Source organism: Pseudoxanthomonas sp. SL93, assembly GCF_026625825.1.
GTDB lineage: Bacteria > Pseudomonadota > Gammaproteobacteria > Xanthomonadales > Xanthomonadaceae > Pseudoxanthomonas_A.
Genome location: NZ_CP113065.1, coordinates 1,824,541 through 1,845,434, shown reverse-complemented (window position 1 = coordinate 1,845,434; position 20,894 = coordinate 1,824,541). Strand labels below are relative to the sequence as shown.

The window sequence follows — 20,894 nt, the reverse complement described above, 5'->3', positions numbered from 1 at the left end:
TCCCGGCTACGACCAGTGCACCTGGTTCGTCGCGGGGGGCGGGGCGATGGTCCAGGTCCTGTTGCGTGCATACATGCGCGCGAATTCGCTGGCGGGCACAGGCTTGCTGAAGAGGTTGCCCTGGAGCTCGTCGCAGCCGTTGGCGGCCAGCCAGCTGGCCTGCTCGTGCGTTTCCACGCCCTCGGCGATCGTGCGGCACTGCAGCTGGCCGGCGAGGCTGATGATGGCGCGGGTGATGGCGGCCTGGTTGGGGTCGGCGATCTCGCGGACGAAGGACTGGTCGATCTTCAGGACGTTGAAGCCGTAGTTCCCCAGGTAGCTGAGGCTCGAGAAGCCCGTGCCGAAGTCGTCGATGGCGATGCGTACACCCAGTGCCTTCAGGGCGCGCAGCGTGCGGTCGGTACGCTGCACGTCGCGCATCAGCGTGGTCTCGGTGACTTCCAGTTCCAGCAGTTCGGCGGCCATGCCACTTTCTTCCAGTGCCGACATCACGGTATCGACCAACTGGTCGGTGTCGAAGTTGGCTGCCGCGATGTTCACCGATACGCGGATGGGCGGAAGGCCGGCCTGCTGCCAGATGCGGTTCTGACGGCACGCGGCATGGATGGCCCACTGGTCGATGTCGACGATGAGGTTGGTCTCCTCGGCGATGGGCAGGAACTCGCCCGGCATCATCATCCGGTCGCCGCGCTGCCAGCGCGCGAGCCCTTCCACCCCGACGATGCGGCCGGTGCGGCGGTCGATCTGCGGCTGGTAGTGCAGGTAGAGGTCACCGTTGCGCAGGCTGCGCCGCAGGCTGTTCTCCAGTTCGATGCGGGCATCCACGCTGGAGGCCAGTTCGCGCGTGTAGAAGCGCGTGGCATTGCGGCCGTTGCGCTTGGCCAGGTACATGGCCGCGTCGGCACGCATCATCAGCGTGGCGGCATCGTAGCCGTCTTCGGGGAACAGGCTGATGCCGATGCTGAAGGCCTGGTGCAGTTCATGCGAGGCCACCGTGTACGGCGTGCCGCTGATGGCCAGCAGGCGGTCGGCGAGTTGCAGCACGCTCTCGCGGGTGATGACGTTGTGCAGCAGTACGACGAATTCGTCGCCGCCGGTGCGGTACACCGTGCCCAGGTTGCCGATGTTGCGCTGGATGCGGCGCGCGACCTGCTGCAGCAGTTCATCGCCGATGTGGTGCCCCAGTGCGTCGTTGACGTGCTTGAACAGGTCCAGGTCGATGAACAGCACGGCGATGCCATTGCCCCGATTGGTGGCCTGCGCGATCAGCTGGCCGAGCATCTCGTTGAGCTGCAGGCGGTTGGGCAGGCCCGTCAGCGCGTCGTGGTGTGCCAGGTAGGTCATGCGTGAGCTGAGTGCGCGCGCTTCGGTGATGTCGCGCAGCACCATCACCGAGCCCACGACGGCATCGTCGCGGTCGTGGATGGCGGACAGCGACCGTTCCACGAGGATGCGCGTACCGTCGCGGCGTATCAGTTCGATGTCGCCGGCCAAGGCGACCGAATCCGGATCTTCGTTTTCATCGGCGGGCATCACGCGGGTCAGCGGCACCACGCGATCCAGCGGGTGACCCAGTGCCTGGTCGAGGCTCCAGCCGCTCAGGGATTCGGCCGCCGGGTTCATGTAGGTGATCCTTGCCTGCACGTCCACGGTGATCACCGCCTCGCGGATCGATGTCAGCGTGACCTCGGCGAGTTCATTGGCGTTGTACAGCGCATGTTCCAGTCGCGTCTTCTCGCTGATGTCGATGGCCATGCCGAAGAAGCCACACACGTTGCCCGCATCGTCGATGTCGGGCGTGTAGATGCTGTGCATGCGGCGGATGCCGTCCGGCGTATGCAGGCTGAACTCGAAATCGCAGTCGCGGCCGGACATGACGGTGTCGATCAGCGGCTTGCGCCGTGCGTAGAAGTCCTCGCCGAAGACCTCCCGGATGTGCAGGCCCGGGTGCAGCGGCGTGTTCCAGGTGACCTGCTCGGCGCACGCGCGGTTGAAGAACACCAGCCTCTGCTGGGCATCGAACTGGGCGATGAGGGCGGGCAGCTTGTCGGTCACCCGCTTGAGGTGATCGCGCGCGAGCATCAGTTCACGATGTGTATGTTGCTGCTCGCTGATGTCGTTGGCCATCAGGTACCAGCCGGCGATGTGCTGGTCGCGCTCCACGTCCGGCACCAGGTAGACATGCACAGGCCTGCGCGGATCACCGAGTTCGGCATCCCACACGCTCCAGTGGTCGCGCGTGCAATCGCGCATCGCGCGTTGCAGCGAGAGCAGGAACACCGGGTCGTCCGCGTGCACGTCTTCGATCCGGCGCTCGCTCCAGCCTGCCTGGTTGGCGAACCAGTCGCGGCAGGCGCGGTTGGCGAACCCATAACGCCCACTGCTGTCGATGTAGGCGATCAGCGCGGGCAGGTGGTCGGCGACGGCATCGAGCAGCGCGCGGCTGCGTTGCTCCGCGCGTGCGAGGTTGCGCAGCAGCAGGAACAGCAATGCGCCCAGTCCGACCCCACCCAGCGACAGCAGCAGGATCGACAGCCATGCCGGCACGGCCTGCCGTGTCGGTGGCGACTGCAGCATCAGTTCCCAGCGTGCGCCCAGGAAGGACAATGTGCGCGCGTCGGTGAACGCGGGCGTCATGCTGGCGCCGTGACGTTCCCGCAGACGGGTGGTCGCGAACACGGTCTGCCCGTCTTGCTGCAGCACGCGCAGTTGCAGGTCGAAGGCATCCGTGTCCGTGTTGCCGATGGCTTCCTCCACCACCTTCGGCCAGCCGAAGCCCGCGGTGGCGAATCCCCGCAGGCGTTCGCGCCGCTGCGCGACGCTCGCGTTGGCGTCGAGCGGTTCCGCGTAGACAGGCACGTACAACAGGAAGCCCGGCATGCCGGTGTTGCCGCGGGAGGCATCACCCAGCGCCACCAGCGGGGCCGCGGCCAGCTCACCGGTATCGCGCGCCTGTTCCACCGCCCGCCGGCGTACCGGTTCGGCCATCACGTCCTTGCCCAGCAAGGGCCGCATGCCCGGGACGTCCGGGTAGAGCAGGTCCACGACCACATATTCAGCCCGGTTACCCGCGGGCTGGATGGCGAAGGTCCCGCCATAGCGCGCGCGTTGCGCAGCCAGATAGCTTTCGCGCTGCGCAGCTGGCACGTGGCGGGCAAACCCCAGGCCGTGCACACCCATCTGGCGTGCAGGCACCTGCAGTTTTTCCACGAAGGCGTGGAAACTGTCCTGGTCGATGTCCTGGCGGCCTTCCAGCACCGCGGCCGCGGCGCGTACCGTGTCTTCGTAGGCATGCATGTGCGTGGCCACGGCGGTGGCGACGGCGTCGGCCCGTGCCCTGAACTGCGACTCGGCATGTTCGCGCGCCTGCCGCCAGGCGGCGTAGCCGGCCCACCAGGACAGCAGGCAGGCGATCACCAGGACGCCCCAGGCCAGGGCATTGAGGTGGCGCAACCGCTGGCGGGCCGTGGACCGTGATCCGCTGAGTGCCCGTAATTCCGATGCCCGATCCGCGCCAGACTCCACGCGTGGTGCCCCTGCCTACCTGATGCCCGCTATCACGCCACGATTGGACACTGCCCGCAAGCGATTTGCCGCCGATGTGAGACGAACGGGAACGCTTCAGCGCGCGCGGCGATCCGTGACCGGCAGCGTGGGCCAGTACTCGGGGGGTTTGCGCGCGCGCGTGAGTTGCTCGTAGTCGTAGGCCAGTTCAAGCAGGCGGGCTTCACTCCACGCCGTGCCCATGAACACCATGCCCAGCGGCAATCCGTCGCTGCTGCCCATCGGCACGGTCAGGCTGGGATAGCCGGCCACGGCGGCGGCGCCGTAGCCCGCGCCCGGGAAATGATCCCCGGCGTTGTGGTCGGTCAGCCAGGCCGGGCCGGTCGTGGGCGCGATGAGCGCGTCCAGCTGTTGGCTTTTCAGCGCCACATCGATGCCTTCCGGTCCGGCGAGGCGGCGGGCACGCCCGCGGGCGGTGATGTAGTCCGGTTCTCCCAGCCCGCCCTTGGCATCGGCCAGTTCCAGCAGCTCCTGTCCGAAGTAGGGCATTTCTGAGACCTGGTATTGCTGGTTGTAGCCGATCACCTGCCTGAGCGTGGTGATGGGTGCCTTGCGCTCGGACAGGTAGCGCTCGACGCCGAACTTGAACTCGTACAGCATCAGTTCCAGCTCGTCGGCGCGCCACTCGCCGTCGGTCGGGATCTCTGCATCCACCAGGATCGCGCCCGCATCGCGCATCACCTTGATGGCGGCTTCCATCGCCGCGGCGGCATCGGGATGGATGTTGAACTTGCTGCGCAGTACGCCGATCCGTGCGCCCTTCAGCGCTCCGGGTTTCAGGCGGGCGGCGTAGTCGAGCGTGGTGTTCCAGGCGGCCTGGGTGGTGGCGGCGTCGGCCGGGTCCCGGCCCGCCAGCACGCCCAGCAAGACGGCGGCATCGGACACGCTGCGGGTGATGGGACCGGGGCTGTCCTGGCTGTGCGAGATCGGCACGATGCCGGTGCGGCTGACCAGGCCCACGGTGGGCTTCAGGCCGACGACGCCGTTCACCGCGGCCGGGCACAGGATGCTGCCATCGGTTTCGGTACCGACGGTCACCGCGGCCAGGTTGGCGGACGCGGCTACCGCGCTGCCGGAGCTGGAACCACAGGGATTGCGGTCCAGGGCGTAGGGGTTGCGGGTCTGGCCGCCGCGCGCGCTCCAGCCGGACGTGGAATGGGTCGAGCGGAAGTTGGCCCATTCGCTCAGGTTGGCCTTGCCCAGGATCACGGCGCCGGCCTCGCGCAGGCGACGCACCAGGGTGGCGTCCTGCGACGGTCGCAGATCCTTCAGCGCCAGCGAGCCGGCTGAAGTGACCATCGGGACGGCGTCTATGTTGTCCTTCAGCAGCACCGGGATGCCGTGCAGCGGGCCGCGTACCGCGTTGCCCTTGCGCTCCACGTCGCGCAGCGTGGCTTCCTTCAGCGCGTCGGGATTCAATTCGATCACCGCATTGAGTCGCGGCCCGGCCTTGTCGATGGCGGCGATGCGCGCCAGGTAAGCCTGCGTGAGGCGGCGGCTGTCCAGTTCGCCCGACTGCATGCGTGCCTGCAGGTCACTGATGTCGAGTTCGGCGTAGGCGAATTCCGTGGGCGCCTCCTGCGTGGCGGCCGCATCGGGCGACGCCTGCGGCTGGCAGGCGGCCAGCGCAAGGGTGGTGCCAAGCAGCAGGGCAGGTCGGCGCATGCGGGGAATTCCCATGGATGCGCGGCAGGCTACGCAGCGATGCCGGTGCGCGTCAAATCCGCCGGCGGCGGATGTCGCGCCACAGCACCAGCACGATGGCGATGTTCACCACCAGCAACGCCCAGGTGTGCCAGCCCGGGTGTCGATGGATCGCGTAGATGTCCAGCGGAAGATAGGCGGCCGAGCCGAGACAGCCCAGCCACGACGCCCAGGCGCGCGCACGCCAGAGGCCCCAGGCTTCCAGCAGGCGCATCAGCGCGTACAGGACGATGATGCCCACCGCCACGTGCACGGCGCCGGGATTGATGGTGTCGAGGATCTTGGTGATCGCGCCCGGTTCGGCGTTCGGCAGGCACCGGGTGATCAGCGCATGGATGGCGTCGCGCAGCCGGTCCGGCCCCAGCAGGGCCAGTCCGGCGGCGATGCCCAGCGCCAGCACGCCCTTCGCGCCCTCGAAGAGGGCGATCAGGTGTAGTCCCGGATGCGCGGCGGGATCCGGGTTGTAGCTGGCCTGGTCCACGGCAGCCCGCGGCGACAAGGCGTCAGGCGGCGCGGGAGGCGCGCTTGCGGTCGCTTTCGGTCAGGAACTTCTTGCGCAGGCGGATTTCCTTCGGGGTGACTTCCACCAGCTCGTCGTCTTCGATGAAATCCAGTGCCTGTTCCAGCGTGTACTTGATCGCCGGGCTCAGCTGGATGGCATCGTCCTTGCCGGAGGCGCGCATGTTGGTCAGCGGCTTGGGCTTGATGGCGTTGACCGTGAGGTCATTGTCCTTGGAGTGGATGCCGACCAGCTGCCCTTCGTACACGTTGTCGCCTTCGGCGGCGAACAGCTTGCCACGCTCCTGCAACGGCCCAAGCGAGTAGGCCGGGGTGGTGCCGGCGGCATTGGCGATCATCACGCCGTTGATGCGCTTGGCGATCGCACCGGTTTCCTTGGGGCCGTAATGGTCGAACACGTGGAACAGTAGGCCGGAACCCTGGGTCAGGGTGCGGAATTCGTTCTGGAAACCGATCAGGCCACGCGCCGGGATCATGTAATCCAGGCGCACGCGGCCCTTGCCGTCGGATTCCATGTTCTTCAGCTGGCCCTTGCGGGTGCCCAGCTTTTCCATCACGCCGCCCTGGTGCTGCTCTTCGATGTCGACGACCAGCTGCTCGACCGGCTCCATCTGCTTGCCGTCGATTTCCTTGATGATGACTTCCGGGCGCGACACGGCCAGCTCGAAGCCTTCGCGGCGCATCGTTTCGATGAGCACCGACAGGTGCAGCTCGCCGCGGCCGGAGACCAGGAACTTGTCCGGATCGGAGCCTTCCTCGACCTTCAGCGCCACGTTGTGCAGGGTCTCGCGTTCAAGCCGTTCACGCAGCTGGCGGCTGGTCAGGAACTTGCCGCCGCTCAGGTCCTTGTTGCCCGCGAACGGCGAGTTGTTGACCTGGAAGGTCATGCTGATGGTGGGTTCGTCCACGGTCAGCGCCGGCAGCGCTTCGGGGGTGTCCAGCGCACAGACGGTGTCGGAGATGCTCAGGTCCTGGATGCCCGCGATGGCGACGATGTCGCCGGCCTCGGCTTCCTCGGCTTCCACGCGCTCCAGGCCCATGAAGCCCAGCACCTGCATGACCTTGCCCTGGCGCTTCTTGCCGTGGCGGTCGATGACGCTGACCGGCATGTTCTTCTTCACCTTGCCGCGCTGGATGCGGCCGATGCCGATCAGGCCGACGAAGTTGTTGTAGTCCAGCTGGCTGATGCGCATCTGGAACGGGCCATCCGGATCCACCGCCGGCGGCGAGACGTGCTTCATGATCGCTTCGTACAGCGGGGTCATGTCGCCTTCGCGGGCGGCGTCGTCCAGGCTGGCATAGCCGTGCAGCGCCGAGGCGTAGACGATCGGGAAGTCGAGCTGCTCGTTGGTGGCGCCCAGCTTGTCGAAGAGGTCGAACACCTGGTCGATCACCCAGTCAGGACGCGCACCCGGGCGGTCGATCTTGTTGACCACCACGATCGGCTTGAAGCCCATCGCGAAGGCCTTCTGGGTGACGAAGCGCGTCTGCGGCATGGGGCCGTCCATCGCGTCCACCAGGATCAGCACCGAGTCCACCATCGACAGCACGCGTTCCACTTCGCCGCCGAAGTCGGCGTGTCCGGGGGTGTCGACGATGTTGATGCGGTTGCCCTGCCAGGTGATGGCGGTGTTCTTGGCCAGGATCGTGATGCCACGCTCCTTTTCCTGGTCATTGCTGTCCATCACGCGCTCGGCCAGCACCGTGCGTTCGGACAGGGTGCCCGACTGCTTGAGCAGGCAGTCGACGAGTGTGGTCTTGCCATGGTCGACGTGGGCGACGATGGCGATATTGCGAAGGTTTTGGATGGACATGCCGAAGGGGCGCGGACGAGCGCGCTGAAGGTGGGGAAAGGAAGGGGCGTATTATAGCTGGCTGGCGCGCGCTAAGCACCTGATTTGACGGATGTCCGGCTAATGACCCGTTTTCCCGCCTTCCCCTTGAAATCCTTGGCCGGCGCCGTGATCTGGCAGATGGCCTGGGTGTTCGTGCTCGGGTTCGGCCTTTTCCTGCACCACAACCCCGCGCATGCCCTTGCGGCGGGGGCCTGGCAAGGCCTTTCGGCGCCCATTCTCGTTCTGGCCGGCCTGATGCTGGGCGGGGGGAGCCTCTGGGTCGCCTGGCTGGCCTGGCGCATCACCCTATTCGTTATTTCACCCCGGAGAACCACCCCATGAGCCAACTGACCGCCACTTTCGACACCTCCCGCGGCCCGATCGTCATCGAGCTTTACCCCGACAAGGCCCCGCTGACGGTCGCCAATTTCGTCAACCTGGCCAAGCGGGGCTTCTACGACGGCCTGAACTTCCACCGCGTGATCGACGACTTCATGGTCCAGGGCGGCTGCCCCGAGGGTTCCGGCCGCGGTGGCCCGGGCTACCGCTTCGAGGACGAGACCACCAATGGCGTGCGCCATGACCGCGGCGTGCTGTCCATGGCCAACGCCGGTCCCAATACCAATGGCAGCCAGTTCTTCATCACCCACGTGCCCACCCCGTGGCTGGACGGCAAGCACACCGTGTTCGGCAAGGTGACCGAAGGGCTGGACGTGGTGGACGCCGTGCGCCAGGGCGACCTGATCACCAAGATCACCATCGATGGCGACACCGATGCCGTGCTGGCCGCCAAGGCCGACCGCGTGGCCGAGTGGAACCGCCTGCTGAGCGCCTGATCGCCCGCCGGTAACACCAGGGCGGCCCCGCCGCGGGCCGCCTTGGACCTTTGGCGCATCCGGTCGGCCGGAAGGTCCGTGATACCATTTTGCGCCGCAAAAAAACGGCGCGAACCCCGTCTTCCGTCCCGTTGTGAGGTTGTGCAATGCCCACGCTTGCCCGGCGCATCGGTCGCGCCAAGCCGAGTGCGATCATGCTGGTCGCCGAGAAGGCGAAGAAGCTGAAGGCCGAAGGCCGCGACATCATCAGTTTCTCGATCGGCGTTCCCAATTTCCTGCCCGGCGAGCACGTTTACCAGGCCGCACGTGACGCGTTGTCCCGGGATTCTGGCCAGTACGGCAGCAACCGGGGCAGCGATGCGCTGCTGGATGCGTTCCTGGCGCACATCGAGGCGCTGGGCCTGACCGGCTTCACGCGCGCCAACCTTTCCACCGGCATCGGCGCCAAGCACCTGCTGTACAACCTGGCCGAAGCGCTGCTGGACGAGGGCGACACCATCGTCTATCCGTCGCCGTACTGGACCACCTACGCCGACATCGCCGACATCGTCAACGCGAAAGCGGTGCCGCTGCCGTGCCCCGCCAGCCAGGACTACAAGCTGACCCCGGCGCAGCTCGATGCCGCGCTGGCCACGCACAAGCCCAAGGTGTTCCTGTTCAACAATCCGTCCAACCCGACGGGCATGGTCTACACCGCCGACGAGATCGCCGCGCTGGCCGACGTGCTGGTGAAGCATCCGGATACCTGGATCGTCACCGACGACATCTACAACCGCATGCTGTTCGACGGCATCGCGTACGCGAACTTCATCCAGGCCAGGCCCGAGCTGCGCGAGCGCACCGTGTTCGTGGATTCGCTGTCCAAGACCTATGGCATGCCGGGCTGGCGCGTGGGATTCATGGCGGGGCCGGAGGCCATTGCCAAGGCGGTCACCACGCTCAACTCCAACCACATCACCAACCTCCCGGAAGTGACCACGGCCGCCGCCATCGCCGCGCTCACCGGTCCGCAGGACGTGCCGATCGCCAAGAATGCCGAGTTCCAGGCCAAGCGCGACCAGGTGGTCGCCGCGATGGACGCCATACCGGGTGTCATCTGTCCCAGGCCGCAGGGCGCGTTCTACGTCTTCCCCGACATCAGCTGCGCGTTCGGCAAGTCGCACAACGGGGTGAAGATCGAAAACGATGTCGACTTCTGCAATGCGCTGCTCGATGCCAAGGGCGTGGCCTGCGTGCCGGGCTCGGCGTTCGGCGAGCCGCGCGCGCTGCGCATCAGCTACACCTGCCCGACGCCGCAGCTGGCGCCGGGCCTGCAACGCTTCCAGGAATTCTTTGCCGAGTTGAAGTAATCGCACTGTGGGCCAAGGCCCACGTTGTTCCCACGCGGTGGGCCAGGGCCCACCCTACGAAACCCCGAGGATCCGTCCCATGAAAACCCCCATCCGTGTTGCCGTTACCGGCGCTGCTGGCCAGATCGGTTACGCGTTGCTGTTCCGCATCGCCTCCGGCGAAATGCTCGGCAAGGACCAGCCGGTCATCCTGCAGCTGCTCGAACTGCCGATGGAAAAAGCCCAGGCCGCGCTGAAGGGCGTGATGATGGAGCTGGAAGACTGCGCGTTCCCGCTGCTGGCCGGCATGGTGGGCACGGATGATCCGGAAGTGGCCTTCAAGGATGCCGACGTGGCCCTGCTGGTCGGCGCGCGTCCGCGCGGCCCCGGCATGGAGCGCAAGGACCTGCTGCTGGAGAACGCCAAGATCTTCACCGCCCAGGGCGCCGCGCTGAACAAGGTCGCCAGCCGCAACGTGAAGGTGCTGGTGGTCGGCAACCCGGCCAACACCAACGCCTACATCGCGATGAAGTCCGCGCCCGACCTGCCGGCGAAGAACTTCACCGCCATGCTGCGCCTAGACCACAACCGCGCGCTGAGCCAGCTCGCCGCCAAGGCCGGTGTGGCCGTGGCCGACATCGAGAAGCTGATCGTGTGGGGCAACCACAGCCCGACCATGTACCCCGACTACCGCTTCGCCACCGTCAATGGCGCGTCGCTGAAGGACAAGATCAACGACGCCGACTGGAACGCCAACACGTTCATCCCGCAGGTCGGCAAGCGCGGCGCCGCGATCATCGAGGCGCGTGGCCTGTCGTCCGCCGCCTCGGCCGCCAATGCCGCCATCGACCACATCCGTGACTGGGTGCTGGGCAGCAACGGCAAGTGGGTGACGATGGGCGTGCCGTCCGACGGCAGCTACGGCATTCCGGAAGGCGTCATGTACGGCGTGCCGGTCACCACCGCCAATGGTGAATACACGCGGGTCGAAGGCCTGGAAGTGGATGCGTTCAGCCGCGCCGCCATGGACAAGACGCTGGCGGAGCTGGAGGAAGAGCGCGCCGGCGTGGCGCACCTGCTCGGCTGATCGAGGTCGCAATCTGATCAAGCGCAACGCCGGGCCTGTCCCGGCGTTGTCGTTTTCGAGACGCGATTTTCGCGGAAGATCGGGCTAAGACTATCGTCGGAAGGCCGCACGCCGCCGACGGGACTATGCTCGCCATGTCGCATGCATTGCGGGAGAGCCGACATGGGCTACGAGGAAACCTACCGCCGCTCCATCGAACAGCCCGAGGCGTTCTGGGCGGAGGAGGCGAAGGCCATCCACTGGCATGTGCCCCCGCAGCAGATCCTGGATTACGCGCGACCACCGTTCCGTCGCTGGTTCGCCGGCGGGGAAACCAACCTCTGCTACAACGCCGTGGACCGGCATCTGGAAACGCGCGGCGATCAGTTGGCGCTCGTTGCCGTCTCCACCGAAACGGACGTCACCCGCGAGATCACCTATCGCGAGCTGCATCGCGAAGTGAATGCGTTCGCCGCCATCCTGCTGCGCCTCGGCGTGGGCAAGGGCGACCGCGTGGTCATCTACATGCCCAACATGGCCGAGGCGGTGTTCGCCATGCTCGCCTGCGCGCGCATCGGCGCCATCCACTCGGTGGTGTTCGGTGGTTTCGCCGCGCACAACCTGGCGCTGCGCATCGATGACGCGCAACCCAAGCTGCTGATCGCGGCCGATGCCGGCATGCGCGGAGGCAAGGTCATTCCCTACAAGCCGCTCGTCGATGAAGCCTGCGCGGAAGCGGCGTCGCCGCCGCCCAAGGTGCTGGTCGTGTCGCGCGGACTGGATGCGGCCATGCTGAAGGTCGCGGGGCGGGACGAGGACTACGCCGCGCTGCGCGCGCAGGTGGGCGACGCCGAGGTGCCGGTCACCTGGCTGGAGTCGAACGCGCCCAGCTACCTGCTTTACACCTCCGGCACGACCGGCAAGCCGAAAGGCGTGCAGCGCGACGTCGGTGGCTATGCAGTGGCGCTGGCGTTGTCGATGCGCACGGTGTTCGACGTGGGCGCGGGGCAGGTGATGTTCTCCACCTCGGATGTCGGCTGGGCGGTGGGGCATTCGTACAACGTGTACGGGCCGCTGATCGTCGGCGCGACATCGGTGCTGTACGAGGGCCTTCCACTCCATCCCGATGCCGGCATCTGGTGGGCGCTGTGCGAGCAGTACCAGGTGCGCACGATGTTCTCGTCGCCGACCGCCATCCGCGTGCTGAAGAAGCACGACGTGGATTTCATCAAGCGCCATGACCTGTCCGAGCTGCGCTATCTCTTCCTGGCGGGCGAGCCGCTGGACGAACCCACCGCTCACTGGATCACCGATGCGCTGGGCAAGCCGGTGATCGACAACTACTGGCAGACCGAGACCGGCTGGCCGGCGTTGACGCTGCTGCCGGGGCTGGACATGAAACCGGTGAAATTCGGCTCGCCGGGATTTCCCAATCTCGGCTACCGCATGAAGATCATCGATGAAACCACCGGCGAGGACGTCGGTGCCAACCGGAAAGGCGTGCTGGTCATGCAGCCACCGCTGCCGCCGGGCTGCATGACCACCATCTGGAACGACGACGAACGTTTCCTGTCCAGCTACTTCAGCCATTTCAGCGAACTGCTTTACAGCTCGCTGGACTGGGCCGTCCGCGACGACGAGGGATACACCTTCATCCTCGGCCGCACCGACGATGTCATCAACGTGGCCGGCCATCGCCTGGGCACCCGCGAGATCGAGGAATCGGTGTCCGGCTATCCGGCGGTGGCGGAAGTGGCGGTGATCGGCATGGCGGACGAACTGAAAGGCCAGGTGCCGGTGGTGTTCGCCACGCTGCGGCAGGCCACCACGGAGCCGCACGAGCGAGTGGCGGCCGCGGACGGCATGCGTCGCTCGGTCGAACAGAGCCTGGGCGCGGTGGCGCGTCCGGCGCGCGTGTACATCGTCAGCGCATTGCCGAAGACGCGGTCGGGCAAGCTGCTGCGGCGCTCCCTGCAGGCGCTGGCGCAGGGCGCCGATCCGGGCGACCTGTCCACGCTGGATGACCCCAACGCGCTGGAAGAAGTGAAGAAGGCCCTGCTGCGCGGTCCCGACGTCGGCAGCTGAGCCCCGTGCCTTACGGGTGCTCCGCAGGCGCGGCACCGGCGTAGCGCGCCCGCGGCCGGATCAGCCGTCCCTGCGCCTGCTGCTCGAGCGCATGCGCAAGCCAGCCGGCCAACCGGCCGGCGGCGAACATCACCAGCGCGGGCGTCGCCGGCAGGCCGTTCGCATGGCAGATCGCGGCGAGCATGAGGTCGATGTTGGGTCGCTGTCCGCTGATGTCTTCGGTGGCGCCGATGACCGCCTCGAGCGACGCCAGCGCGGCCGAGCCGGCATGCCGCACGCGCATGCGCGCCAGCAGCTCCGCCGCGCGCGGATCGCCATCCGGATACAGCGCATGACCGAAGCCGGGCAGGTCGTCGCCGCGCTGCCAGCGCATCGCGATGAAGTCGCGCGGGGACGCGGATGCCGTGGCGTCGGCGATCAGCGCGAAAGCGCGCGCGGTCGCGCCGCCATGGCGCGGGCCGGAGAGCGCGGCCAGGCCGCTGCAGACGGTGGCATGCAGGTGCGCGCCGGTGGAGGCAACCACGCGGGCGGCAAAGGCAGAGACATTCAGTTCGTGGTCGGCACACACCACCAGCGCCGCACGCACCAGGTCCGCGAAGCCGTCGTCACCGGGTTTCCAGCGCTCGGCCAGCAGGCGATGCACCGGGCCGGCGGACGGCGCCTGCGCGACCAGCAGCGCTGCGTTGTGGCGGAGCAGGGTGGCGGCAATGTCGTGCCGCACGCGCGGCGCCGAACTGAACGAATGCCGCACGTCCAGTGCCAGCAGGGGAATGGCCGCCATCGCGCGTTCCAGCGGCGGCAGCCGGCCATCAAGCGCCACGCCGGCCACGGTCGCGGGCCAGGCGGTGTCCAGGGGGAGGGCGAAGGGATCGTGATCGCCGCAGTCCCAGAGCAGGCGGGCGATGTCCTCCAGCGTCGCCCCCGCCTGCACCGCCTCGATCGCGGAGCGGCCGCGGTAGTAGGGGCCGTCCGGGCGGATCAGCGAGATCTGGGTCTCCAGTACCGGCAGGCCCCGGTCCAGGCTCTGCGCGGCCCCGCGCGCCGCGCCACGGCCCACGCGATTGCGCTGTGCCAGTCGCTCGACGTCCTGGCGAAGGTACAGGCGGCTGCGATGGTCCGCACCGGGGCGGGATTCCAGCAGGCCGCGGCTGACGTAGGCATAGAGCGTGGCCTGGCTGATGCCGAGCAGCTGGCAGGTTTCGCGGGCGGAGAGCAGGTCGGTGTCCATATCGATAGATTGATTCATTTGATCAAGATTGATCAATGGGTGTGATGCTGCCAGATTGGCGGCCACCGAGGGGCGTACCATTCGCGCACCTCTGCCACCCGGCCTGCCGGCCGTGGCCACCATGCCGATGAAGAGGAGTTCCACCGCATGAACAACACTTCCGCGGGTGCGCGTTTCCGCACCGCGCTCGCCGCCGAATCGCCGCTGCAGGTGATCGGGGCGATCAACGCCAACCACGCCCTGCTGGCCAAGCGCGCCGGCTACCGCGCGATCTACCTGTCGGGCGGTGGCGTCGCCGCGGGATCGCTGGGCCTGCCCGACCTGGGCATCAACACGCTGGAAGACGTGCTGATCGACGTGCGCCGCATCACCGACGTCTGCGACCTGCCGCTGATGGTCGACATCGACACCGGCTTCGGCCCCAGCGCGTTCAACATCGAGCGCACCGTGAAGTCGCTGATCAAGGCCGGCGCCGCCGCGTGCCACATCGAGGACCAGGTCGGCGCCAAGCGCTGCGGCCACCGCCCCGGCAAGGAGATCGTGTCGGCTGGTGAAATGACCGATCGCGTAAAGGCCGCCGCCGATGCGAAGACCGACGCTGACTTCTTCCTGATCGCGCGCACCGATGCCATCCAGGTCGAGGGCGTGGACGCCGCCATCGAGCGCGCCATCGCCTGCGTGGAAGCGGGCGCGGACGGCATCTTCGCCGAAGCCGCCTACGACCTGCCGACCTACCGGCGTTTCGTCGATGCCGTGAAGGTGCCGGTGCTGGCCAACATCACCGAGTTCGGCAAGACCCCGCTGTTCACCCGCGACGAACTCGCTTCGGTCGGCGTCGCCATCCAGCTGTACCCGCTGTCGGCGTTCCGCGCGATGAACAAGGCCGCCGAGAACGTGTACGAAGCGATCCGCCGCGACGGCCACCAGAAGAACGTGGTCGATACGATGCAGACGCGCGAGGAACTGTACGACCGCATCGGTTACCACGCGTTCGAGCAGAAGCTCGACGCCCTGTTTTCAGCCAAGAAGTGAAGAAGTGGAGCAAGCCATGAGCGAAGCCGCCGTCCCGTTCAAACCCAAGAAATCCGTCGCGCTTTCAGGCACCGCCGCCGGCAACACCGCGCTGTGCACCGTCGGCCGCACCGGCAACGACCTGCATTACCGGGGTTACGACATCCTCGACCTGGCCACCACCAGCGAGTTCGAAGAGGTCGCCTACCTGCTGGTGCATGGCAAGCTGCCCAATCGCGCCGAACTGGCCGGCTACAAGGCCAAGCTGAAGTCGTTGCGCGGCATTCCCGCCGCCGTGAAAGCCGCGCTGGAAGAACTGCCGCCGTCAGCCCACCCGATGGACGTGATGCGTACCGGCGTGTCCGTGCTGGGCTGCGTGTCGCCGGAGAAGGACGACCACAACCATCCGGGCGCGCGCGACATCGCCGACAAGCTGATGGCTTCGCTGGGCTCGATGCTGCTGTACTGGTACCACTGGAGCCACAACGGCCGTGCCATCGATGTCGAGACCGACGACGACTCCATCGGCGGCCACTTCCTGCACCTGCTGCATGGCGAAAAGCCCAGGGACAGCTGGGTGCGGGCGATGCATACCTCGCTGATCCTGTATGCCGAGCATGAGTTCAACGCGTCCACCTTCACCTGCCGCGTCATCGCCGGCACCGGCAGCGACATGCATTCGTGCATCGCCGGCGGCATCGGTGCGCTGCGAGGCCCGAAGCACGGCGGCGCCAACGAAGTCGCCTTCGAAGTGCAGAAGCGCTACGAGACGCCGGACGAAGCGGAAGCCGACATCAAGGCGCGCGTGGAGCGCAAGGAAGTCGTGATCGGCTTCGGTCACCCGGTCTACACCGTCGGCGACCCGCGCAACGGCGTGATCAAGCAGGTCGCGAAGGACCTGTCGGCCGAGCAGTCGAACATGAAGATGTACGACATCGCCGAGCGCCTGGAGTCGGTGATGTGGGACATCAAGAAGATGTTCCCCAACCTGGACTGGTTCAGCGCCGTCAGCTACCACATGATGGGCGTGCCGACGGCGATGTTCACCCCGCTGTTCGTCATCGCCCGCACCAGCGGCTGGAGCGCGCACGTCATCGAGCAGCGCATCGACGGCAAGATCATCCGCCCCAGCGCCAATTACACGGGGCCTGAGGATCTGGAATTCGTTCCGCTGGACCGGCGCTGATCGAAGTCGAACCCGCATGACACCCACGTCCCCTCTCCCGCTTGCGGTTGAGGGCAAAGGGCGAGGGTGTTTTGACACCGGCCCGGAAGACCCGCTTTCCGTTAGTGTGATCGGGGTGGTTGCCTGGCGGGCCGGCGACCGGTACACCTATAGCCTGGGGCAGGCGCTGTGGACGACGGGGAGGGGCCCGGTCGCACGGTGCGGGGGATGCCATGCACGCGAACATGTGGTCAAAGACGGAAGCCGGCCGGCAGGAAATACAGCAGCGCACGCGCAAGCTGTCCACCGGGTTGCGCTCGATCCTGCTGCTGGTGGATGGTCAGCGCACCGAGGACGAGCTGCGGTCGCTGATGAGCGGGCTGCACGCGCCCGAGGATGCGCTGGGCCAGCTCGAGGCGGAGGGACTGATCGAACGACGATCCGGCGCCGCCCTGATGATGGCGGCGGTCGCTGCGCCGCCGCCCGCTGCCGCCGGCATTCCGGCGGCGGCCACCGAGATGACCCCGGCGGACCGCTACAATCTGCTGTACACGCGCATCACCGACGACATCCGCACGCATGTCGGGCTGAAGGGCTACTTCCTGCAGCTGAAGGTGGAGCGTTGCGCGGACGCGGACGAACTGGTCGCCCTGTTGCCCGACATCGCCACGGCGCTGACCAAGGCACGCGACCACACCTTCGCCACGCGCTGGCTGGAAGGCGTGCGCGCATCCTTGGTCTGATGCGCGCACGGCGCGAGTAATCAGGCCAAGCCTTCCGTCGTCAAGGCGGCACGTACGCCAGCATCGCTTTCCATGCGCGCCTTGAATGCGGCGATGTTCGGCAACCCGGACAGATCCACGCCGGTGCGGTCCGCCCAGCGCAGCGTGATGTAGAAGTAAGGGTCGGCGAAACTGCGGAAGCCCGCCAGCCAGTCGCGGCCCTGCAGCTGTTTCTCCGCGGTTTCGTACAGCCCACGCAGTCGCTTGCGTGCGGTTTCCCTGACCACATCGAACTGCGTTTCGTCGCCGATGAAGCGCGCCGGCCCGAACAGCGGGTGGAATGCCGGGTGCAGGTCGGAGTTGACGAACGCCAGCCAGCGTGCGGCCTGCGCGCGCTGCTGCGGCGAGCCGTCGCCGGCCAGTTGCGCCTGCGGATACGTGTCGGCGATGTAGCCCATGATCGCCGCGTTCTGCGTCAGCACGAACTCGCCATCGACGATGGCAGGCACGGCGCCGGTCGGGTTGATCCGCAGGTACTCCGGCGTTTTCATGTCCTCCGCCGTCATCACCTGCAGGTCGAACGGCTGACCCGTCCACTGCAGGGCGATGTGGTCGGCGGTCGAACAGGCGCCAGGCTTGCTGTACAGCTTCATGCGGATCTCCGGAGGCAGAAAAAAGGGCCCGCGATTATCGCGGACCCGTTCGTCATCGTGCCGTCCCGTACATGCAACGGACCGTCATGCCGGTCCGCGCCGCGCGTGGCTCAGGAGCGAGGCTTGAGTTTCTGCACGCGCAGGAAGGTGTGGTCGCCGATGGTGGCCACGTGGTACGCGTTGCGCCAGCTCGGGCTGGCGATCTGGTGCGCCATGAAGTGGCTGGCGCCGGGCACGATCTCCTTGCGCTCCCCGGGCGGCAGCGCCCAGTTGCGTTCGGCGTTCAGGGCCACGGTGACCGACTTGGCCCAGGCATCCGGGTTCTTCAGCCGGGTGTTGGGGCCGACGATGGTCGGGGCGAACTGCTTGCGGGCGGTGACCACCTCGCACATCGAGTCCCCCCACAGGCCGCTGTCGCGGCGGCGCAGGGCGACCTCGGCGACGGCTTGCTGGCCGCGCAGGGTCTGGTCGCGGGCTTCCAGGTATACGGTGGTGCTGAGGCACAACGAATCAGCGGCCGGCTGCGGCAACATCTGCGACAGCCATAAGATCCAGGCCAGTTTCATGGGAACTCCTTGCTCCGTCTTTCCCGTGCCCCTGTCCCTCCCGAGTAACGCGGGAAGGCACGATGAGTGGACACGGCAGGGCGTCATGGGGAGGCAGCCTTCACACGGGCTGCCCGGGGACCGGCAAGACCGAACGGGAATTGTTCGGGCGCCGGGTCAGCCTGCCTGAACTGGGCGGCGGGCTGGAAAGTGGGCGCAAGGTAAGGGCGAAAAGCGGAACCCGGCCTGAACAGCGCGGGTTGACAGCGCGACTAAGTGTTTGATTGGAAAATGAAATGTGTTGCCGCTGCGTGAAGGCGTGGTGCTTGGCTCGCGCGAATCACAAGCGGCAACCAAGCGCCGCGACGCGGTGGGCGCGGGGCTTCCTGACTGCGACGGGGTTCTCGTATTCGCCTTGATTCCAGCGGTGTGGCGCGGCTCTACAGCGCCGCCGCCAGTCGGCTGCCCTGGGCGATCGCGCGCTTGGCATCGAGTTCCGCGGCCACGTCCGCGCCGCCGATGAGGTGCGGATTCCGGCCCGCCGCAACCAGCGCGGCCTGCAGGTCGCGCCGCGGTTCCTGTCCGGCGCAGACGACCACATGGTCAACCGGCAACAGCTGCTCGGCGCCGTCCACGCGGATGCGCAGGCCGGCCTCGTCCACGCCCAGGTACTCCACGCCGCCCAGCATCTTCACCTGCTTGGCCTTCAGGGTGGCCCGGTGCACCCAGCCACTGGTCTTGCCCAGGCGGGCGCCGGGCTTGCCGGGGCTGCGCTGCAGCAGCCAGACCTCGCGTGCCGGCGGTTCCGGCTGCGGCCGGGCCAGGCTGCCGCGCGATTCGAAGGTGGTGTCCACGCCCCATTCGGCCATCCAGCGCTGCGGATCCAGGGTGGGGGAGACGCCTTCATGCACCAGGTATTCGGCCACATCGAAGCCGATGCCGCCGGCGCCGATGAGCGCTGCGCGCTGGCCCACGGTCACCCGGCCGGACAGCACGTCCACATAGCTGACCACCTTGGCGTGGTCGGCACCGGGCAGGGCGACCTTGCGCGGGGTGATGCCGGTGGCCAGCACCACCTCGTCGAAACCCTGCAGGTCCGTCGCGCTGACCGGCGTGGACAGTTTCACGTCCACCCGGGTTTCTTCCAGCCGGTGGCGGAAATAGCGCAGCGTCTCGTGGAACTCTTCCTTGCCGGGAATCCTCTTGGCGTAGTTGAACTGCCCGCCGATCTCATCCGCCGCATCGAACAGCGTCACCCGATGCCCGCGTTCGGCCGCGACGGTGGCGCAGGCCAGGCCGGCCGGACCGGCGCCGACCACCGCGATGGTCTTCGGCGTGAAGGTCCTGGCGTAGTTGAGTTCGGTCTCGGCGCAGGCGCGCGGGTTGACCAGGCAGCTGGCCAGCTTGTTCTCGAACACATGGTCCAGGCAGGCCTGGTTGCAGGCGATGCAGGTGTTGATGGCCTGCGGCGTTCCGGCCCGCGCCTTGTTCGCCCACTGCGGATCGGCCAGCAGCGGACGCGCCAGCGACACCATGTCCGCCTTGCCGGCGGCCAGGATGCCTTCGGCTATCTCCGGCATGTTGATGCGGTTGGTGGCCACCAGCGGGACGCGCACGTGCGGCTTGAGCTTGGCGGTCACGTCCACGAAGGCCGCGCGCGGCACCGACGTGACGATAGTGGGGATGCGTGCCTCGTGCCAGCCGATGCCCGAATTGATGAGGGTGGCGCCGGCGGCTTCCACGGCCTTGGCCTGCGCGACGATCTCGTCCCACTGGTTGCCGTCCTCGACCAGGTCCAGCAGCGACAGGCGGTAGATGATGATGAAGTCCGGGCCGACCGCCTCGCGCACGCGGCGCACGATCTCCACCGCGAAGCGCATGCGCTTCTCCGGCGTGCCGCCCCAGGCATCGTTGCGCTTGTTGGTGCGCGGCGCGGTGAATTCATTGATGAAGTAGCCTTCCGAACCCATGATCTCCACGCCGTCGTAGCCGGCGTCGCGCGCCAGCTTCGCCGCGTTGGCGTAGGCGGAGATCTGCCGTTCGATGCCGCGGGCGGACAGCGCGCGCGGCGTGAACGGATTGATCGGCGCCTTCACCTTCGACGGCGCCACCGTCAGCGGGTGGTAACCGTAGCGGCCGGCGTGCAGCAACTGGGCGCAGATCTTCGCGCCGTGTTCGTGCACCGCGGCGGTGACGAACTTGTGCGGGCGGGCTTCCCACGGCCAAGACAGCTTGCCGCCGAACGGTTTCAACCAGCCGACCAGGTTGGGCGAGAAACCACCGGTGACGATCAGGCCCACGCCGCCGGCGGCGCGCTCGGCGAAGTACGCCGCCAGTTTCGGGAAATCGCGCGCGCGGTCTTCCAGTCCGGTATGCATCGACCCCATCAGCACCCGGTTGCGCACCGTGGTGAAGCCCAGGTCCAGCGGGCTGAACAGGTGGGGGTAGGTGGCCTGGGGCGCGTCGGCGGTGGTCGAGGTCATGCTGGCGGTGGATACGCTTGCGTATGGAAGGGGCACGATGCCGTGACCCGGCGCGGAGTGCAAGCCTGCCACCCGGGTCCGCCGGCCTTGGATCGACGCTGCGAAGCAGGGCACAGACGGGGGCGTGTTTCAAGAGTTGTCTCGCCCGGC

General features: G+C 67.3%; 16 protein-coding genes. 8 read left to right on the top strand and 8 right to left on the bottom strand.

Annotation, left to right across the window (positions count from 1 at the left end; genetic code table 11):
- Window positions 1–6 precede the first annotated feature (6 nt).
- From OVA13_RS08710 to typA, 4 genes are all read right to left on the bottom strand, one after another.
- Window positions 7–3,453 (bottom strand): bifunctional diguanylate cyclase/phosphodiesterase, encoded by a 3,447-nt coding sequence (locus OVA13_RS08710; protein ID WP_267793378.1) that lies wholly within the window; start codon window positions 3,451–3,453, stop codon window positions 7–9.
- A gap of 168 nt (window positions 3,454–3,621) precedes the next feature.
- Window positions 3,622–5,229 carry an amidase gene (locus tag OVA13_RS08705; RefSeq protein ID WP_267793377.1) on the bottom strand — a complete coding sequence of 536 codons (1,608 nt, stop codon included), beginning with the start codon at window positions 5,227–5,229 and terminating at the stop codon, window positions 3,622–3,624.
- Window positions 5,230–5,281: 52 nt separating this feature from the next.
- Complete coding sequence (locus tag OVA13_RS08700; RefSeq protein ID WP_267793488.1) at window positions 5,282–5,749, bottom strand: DUF2127 domain-containing protein; 468 nt, start codon at window positions 5,747–5,749, stop codon at window positions 5,282–5,284.
- 22 nt (window positions 5,750–5,771) lie between these two features.
- Window positions 5,772–7,601, bottom strand: a complete 1,830-nt coding sequence (typA, locus tag OVA13_RS08695; protein WP_267793376.1) for a translational GTPase TypA — start codon at window positions 7,599–7,601, stop codon at window positions 5,772–5,774.
- A 102-nt stretch (window positions 7,602–7,703) separates the two neighbouring features.
- Between typA and OVA13_RS08690 the strand changes: the two genes are divergently transcribed.
- From OVA13_RS08690 to prpE, 5 genes are all read left to right on the top strand, one after another.
- Entirely contained in the window at window positions 7,704–7,964 is a 261-nt protein-coding gene (locus OVA13_RS08690; RefSeq protein ID WP_267793375.1) for a hypothetical protein, read from the top strand.
- Entirely contained in the window at window positions 7,961–8,458 is a 498-nt protein-coding gene (locus tag OVA13_RS08685) for a peptidylprolyl isomerase (RefSeq protein ID WP_267793374.1), read from the top strand. The genes OVA13_RS08690 and OVA13_RS08685 overlap by 4 nt, the downstream gene beginning before the upstream one ends.
- A 146-nt stretch (window positions 8,459–8,604) precedes the next feature.
- Entirely contained in the window at window positions 8,605–9,807 is a 1,203-nt protein-coding gene (locus OVA13_RS08680; RefSeq protein WP_267793373.1) for an aminotransferase class I/II-fold pyridoxal phosphate-dependent enzyme, read from the top strand.
- Between the two features lie 79 nt (window positions 9,808–9,886).
- The gene (locus OVA13_RS08675) at window positions 9,887–10,873 is read left to right on the top strand and encodes a malate dehydrogenase (RefSeq protein ID WP_267793372.1); all 987 of its coding nucleotides are present in this window, start codon (window positions 9,887–9,889) and stop codon (window positions 10,871–10,873) included.
- 162 nt (window positions 10,874–11,035) lie between these two features.
- Entirely contained in the window at window positions 11,036–12,937 is a 1,902-nt protein-coding gene (gene prpE / locus OVA13_RS08670) for a propionate--CoA ligase (RefSeq protein WP_267793371.1), read from the top strand.
- A 10-nt stretch (window positions 12,938–12,947) separates the two neighbouring features.
- Here prpE and OVA13_RS08665 read toward each other — a convergent pair whose 3' ends face one another.
- Window positions 12,948–14,183, bottom strand: coding sequence for a citrate synthase family protein (locus OVA13_RS08665; protein ID WP_267793370.1), 1,236 nt, complete (start codon window positions 14,181–14,183; stop codon window positions 12,948–12,950).
- A 129-nt stretch (window positions 14,184–14,312) separates the two neighbouring features.
- Between OVA13_RS08665 and prpB the strand changes: the two genes are divergently transcribed.
- The 3 genes from prpB (at window position 14,313) to OVA13_RS08650 (ending at window position 17,084) form a co-directional block, all read left to right on the top strand.
- Complete coding sequence (gene prpB / locus OVA13_RS08660) at window positions 14,313–15,197, top strand: methylisocitrate lyase (RefSeq protein ID WP_267793369.1); 885 nt, start codon at window positions 14,313–14,315, stop codon at window positions 15,195–15,197.
- A 16-nt stretch (window positions 15,198–15,213) separates the two neighbouring features.
- The gene (prpC, locus tag OVA13_RS08655) at window positions 15,214–16,362 is read left to right on the top strand and encodes a bifunctional 2-methylcitrate synthase/citrate synthase (RefSeq protein ID WP_267793368.1); all 1,149 of its coding nucleotides are present in this window, start codon (window positions 15,214–15,216) and stop codon (window positions 16,360–16,362) included.
- 224 nt (window positions 16,363–16,586) lie between these two features.
- Window positions 16,587–17,084 carry a hypothetical protein gene (locus OVA13_RS08650; protein WP_267793367.1) on the top strand — a complete coding sequence of 166 codons (498 nt, stop codon included), beginning with the start codon at window positions 16,587–16,589 and terminating at the stop codon, window positions 17,082–17,084.
- 20 nt (window positions 17,085–17,104) lie between these two features.
- Here OVA13_RS08650 and OVA13_RS08645 read toward each other — a convergent pair whose 3' ends face one another.
- From OVA13_RS08645 to OVA13_RS08635, 3 genes are all read right to left on the bottom strand, one after another.
- Window positions 17,105–17,716, bottom strand: coding sequence for a glutathione S-transferase family protein (locus OVA13_RS08645; protein WP_267793366.1), 612 nt, complete (start codon window positions 17,714–17,716; stop codon window positions 17,105–17,107).
- A gap of 110 nt (window positions 17,717–17,826) precedes the next feature.
- Entirely contained in the window at window positions 17,827–18,282 is a 456-nt protein-coding gene (locus tag OVA13_RS08640; RefSeq protein ID WP_267793365.1) for a cell wall hydrolase, read from the bottom strand.
- A 419-nt stretch (window positions 18,283–18,701) separates the two neighbouring features.
- Window positions 18,702–20,744 carry an NADPH-dependent 2,4-dienoyl-CoA reductase gene (locus tag OVA13_RS08635; protein WP_267793364.1) on the bottom strand — a complete coding sequence of 681 codons (2,043 nt, stop codon included), beginning with the start codon at window positions 20,742–20,744 and terminating at the stop codon, window positions 18,702–18,704.
- Window positions 20,745–20,894: the final 150 nt, after the last annotated feature.